Origin of the sequence: uncultured Rhodoblastus sp., from assembly GCF_903903185.1 — a bacterium.
In the GTDB taxonomy this organism is placed as follows: Bacteria; Pseudomonadota; Alphaproteobacteria; order Rhizobiales; family Beijerinckiaceae; genus Rhodoblastus.
Genome location: NZ_CAIUXT010000112.1, coordinates 1 through 3,077, shown reverse-complemented (window position 1 = coordinate 3,077; position 3,077 = coordinate 1). Strand labels below are relative to the sequence as shown.

Below are 3,077 nucleotides of genomic sequence, written 5' to 3'. Positions count from 1 at the left end.
GGCAGGCGTGGCGACGGGAATTCCAGTCGCGGCCAGAAGCGCTTCAAGTTCCTTTTGCAGTCCGTAGCGCGCGATCGTGTAGGCGGGAAGAATCACGGGAGAAGTTGCTTTCGCGAGCCGGTCCAGAATCGCGGTCACAGCTCCGACCAGTTCCTCGGGGTTGCTCGAAAAAGTCGGCGCCTCCGCGAGGAGGACGCCACGAACCGGGGCGCCGACGATTGGCATCCGGGCGTAGTCTTCGGCGATCTGGATGTAGGCGGGCATTCGCTGGGACAAAGCCTCGAAGATCACCCTCTCCATCTCGGCAATCGTATTTTGCGGGGTGAGAACCGCGGATACGCAGGCGGATACCTCGTTGTACGAACGGAATTGATCGAGATCGCCATCACCATAGGAGTGATGCATGTGCCGGCGATTACGCGCCAATCTCGTGCTCGGAGCTCCGACGATGTGAAAGACGGGGACGCGCTCCGCCTTGCATCCCATGACTCCGGCGAGCGCGGCGGCCGCTCCAACGTTAAATGTCGTGCTCAGGATGGCGGCGCCGCAGATCCGGCCGTAGCCGTCCGCGGCGTAGGCTGCGTTCAATTCATTGCTGCAGCCGATCCAGGCAAGCCGGCCCGACGCTTCCACGGCGTCATCAATGGGAAAGGCGAAGTCGCCGGGCACGCCAAAAACGTGGCCTATGCCCAGATCGGCAAGTCGATCGATCACATATTCCGCCACGGTGGGACGAGCCATGATGAAAATCCTTTCGGTTGGGTGCTTTGCCTTTTCAGCCTCTCACAGCCGAGGTCGAGAAAAAGCGGAGACGTCGTCGACTCGTTTTCTGCTCGCTTTCGGAGCCGCCCGTGACGGTCAGCCCGGGCATGCCCACCGCCTTACGGAGCAGGCCGACGATCCCACCGGAATAAAAATTAATCGCGCAGGAGGAGCTGAATAAACATCCACGGCAACATGGCAGGCCTCCCCCGAACGCGGCGACGCAGGTTGTGCCGCATCCCGCAAGCACCTAAATATAAAACACAAAAATGCCGGAAAGAGGAGTCGAACAGAAGTGGAAGCACTGCGGCAAATTGGCCCCTCGCCGGCTGCGAAAACGGAGGATCGTTTGCGCGCCGGCGGGACGACGATTTGGCTATCGTTCCACAAGCCGAGGTCGCCCGACGTGATCCGGCCCTCCGGCTTTACCGCCGTCGATTCAGTTGAGCGCGGTCGCCGAAAGACGCCCCTCAACTCAGGGAAGTCTGGCGAAAAGCCAAACGGCTCCTTTCGGGCGGAAACACGGTTCATACGGCGAGCGCAGAACGTCAGGAATTGGCGCGTCCTTGCCTTTCAGCCAAAGACCGGTGTTTTCTCGGGACCGGTCCTTCGCGCTATGCCGGCAATCCGCCGAATGCAAACGATTCGCGGAGCGTTCAACGCGGCGCGGCTGCGATTTCGACCTGCGGGAAAAGGAATCATAGCCGCGCGCGCGCTATCGGGCAGGACAAAACCCTGTTTTAGAGTCTTCGAGGCTTGATCGTCTCGCCTTGACGCAGGATGCTCCCGGCGCGGCCAGCGTTTTGGCAGGTTGGCGGGAAGGACCCCCATGCTCCCTTATCGCACCCGCATTGCCATCATCGGCGGCGCCCATGTCGGGACCGGCTGCGCCTTCGCCTTGTTGCGGGGGCATATCTGCCGCGAGATCGCGCCGATGGGTGAAGCACGGGACCTTGCGCTCTCGCGTGAACCTCCCGTCCATGAAGCTGAAGATTTCGTTAAGCGCGGCGTGACGGCAAATTCCAGAAATGGCATAAGGGCGCATGGCCAGCATCGCCCCCATGATTCCCGACCCCGGCTTTGGCGTTTACGTCCATTGGCCGTTCTGTCTGTCGAAATGTCCCTATTGCGACTTCAACAGCCATGTCCGGCGCGGCGGCGTCGATGAGCCGCGCTTTCTCGCCGCGCTACAGGCGGAACTCAAGCATCGCGCCGCGCTGACGCCGGGGCGCGTCGTGCGCTCGATCTTTTTCGGCGGCGGCACGCCCTCGCTGATGGCGCCCGAGACCGTGGCGGCGATCATCGAGTCGATCGGCAAGCTGTGGAAGCTCGACCCGGGCGCCGAAATCACGCTGGAGGCCAATCCGACCAGCGTCGAGGCGGGGCGGTTCAGGTCCTATCGGCAGGCGGGGGTCAACCGCGTCTCGCTCGGCGTGCAGGCGATGAACGACGCCGATCTGAAGATGCTGGGGCGGATGCATACGGCGCAGGAGGCGTTTCGGGCGCTCGACATCGCCGCCGCGACTTTTGAGCGCTCCTCCTTCGATCTGATCTACGCGCGCCCCGGCCAGACCCCGAAAATCTGGGCGAAGGAGCTGACCGAGGCGCTGGCCCGCGCGCCCGAACATTTGTCGCTCTATCAATTGACCATCGAGCCGGACACGATGTTCGAGCAATTGTTTCGCGCCGGAAAACTCAAAATGCCCGATCCCGACACCGGGCGGGAGCTTTGGGACGTGACCCAGGACCTGACCTCAAAGGCGGGGATGCCGGCCTATGAAATTTCCAATCACGCGCGGCCCGGCGGCGAAAGCCGGCATAATCTGATCTATTGGCGCTATGGCGAATATGTCGGGGTCGGCCCCGGCGCCCATGGCCGCATTGTCACGCCGAAGGGCGCGCGCCGCGCCCAGGCGACCGAGCCGCATCCGGAAATGTGGCTCACGGTCGTCGAATCCGACGGGTTCGGGCTGGTCGAGGACGAAACCCTTTCGCGAGAGGCGCAGGGCGATGAATTTCTGCTGATGGGCCTGCGGCTCAGCGAGGGCATCGACCCGGCGCGGTTCCAGGCGCTGACGGGCAAGCGTTTCGAGGCCTCGCGCGTCGCCGACCTGATCGCCCATGGCATGGTCGAATATACGCGGCAGGGCCGCATCCGCGTGACCTCGGAAGGGTTTCCGGTGCTCGACGCGGTGGTCGCCGATCTGGCGGCGTGACCGGCGGAATAGGAACTAATTCATCGATGTCGCCCGCTCGAGCAGGGCGTCGCGGGCTTCGGTCAGGCGGATATAGTCGTCATGCCGGCCGCCGGCGTC

The 3,077-nt window shown here is 63.1% G+C and carries 2 protein-coding genes; one reads left to right on the top strand and one right to left on the bottom strand.

The features are described from left to right. Positions 1–741: thiamine pyrophosphate-binding protein (locus tag QZY01_RS10320; RefSeq protein ID WP_294536671.1), on the bottom strand; the 741-nt coding region annotated here is incomplete at its 3' end. 1,064 nt (positions 742–1,805) lie between these two features. Between QZY01_RS10320 and hemW the strand changes: the two genes are divergently transcribed. Then, positions 1,806–2,978, top strand: coding sequence for a radical SAM family heme chaperone HemW (hemW, locus tag QZY01_RS10315; RefSeq protein ID WP_294536667.1), 1,173 nt, complete (start codon positions 1,806–1,808; stop codon positions 2,976–2,978). Positions 2,979–3,077: the final 99 nt, after the last annotated feature.